Consider the following 268-nt stretch of genomic DNA (forward strand, 5'->3'; position numbering starts at 1 on the left):
ACCGCTTCCAGATCACCCAGGCCGGCATCGACGCCGCCGGCACCCTCCCACCCGCCGCGCCCCGCACCCGCTCCAGCGGCAGCAGCGGTGGTGGCCGGCAGGGACGGCCCGCGCCCGTACCGCGACCGAACGGCACGCTGTACCACCCGCGGCGGCTCGGCCGGGGCTGGGACGTCGAGGAACTGCGGCGGCTGCGCACCCAGCAGGTGCCCGTGCTGCTGTACGGGCCGCCCGGCACCGGCAAGACCGCCATGGTCGAGGCCGCCTT

The 268-nt window shown here is 77.2% G+C and carries 1 protein-coding gene; it reads left to right on the plus strand.

All coding sequences use genetic code 11. The features are described 5' to 3' along the window. Positions 1-268: AAA family ATPase (locus ACLQ24_RS30605; RefSeq protein ID WP_425895195.1), on the plus strand; the 268-nt coding region annotated here is incomplete at both ends.

The sequence above is a fragment of the Micromonospora sp. DT4 genome, from assembly GCF_049841675.1.
GTDB lineage: Bacteria > Actinomycetota > Actinomycetes > Mycobacteriales > Micromonosporaceae > Micromonospora.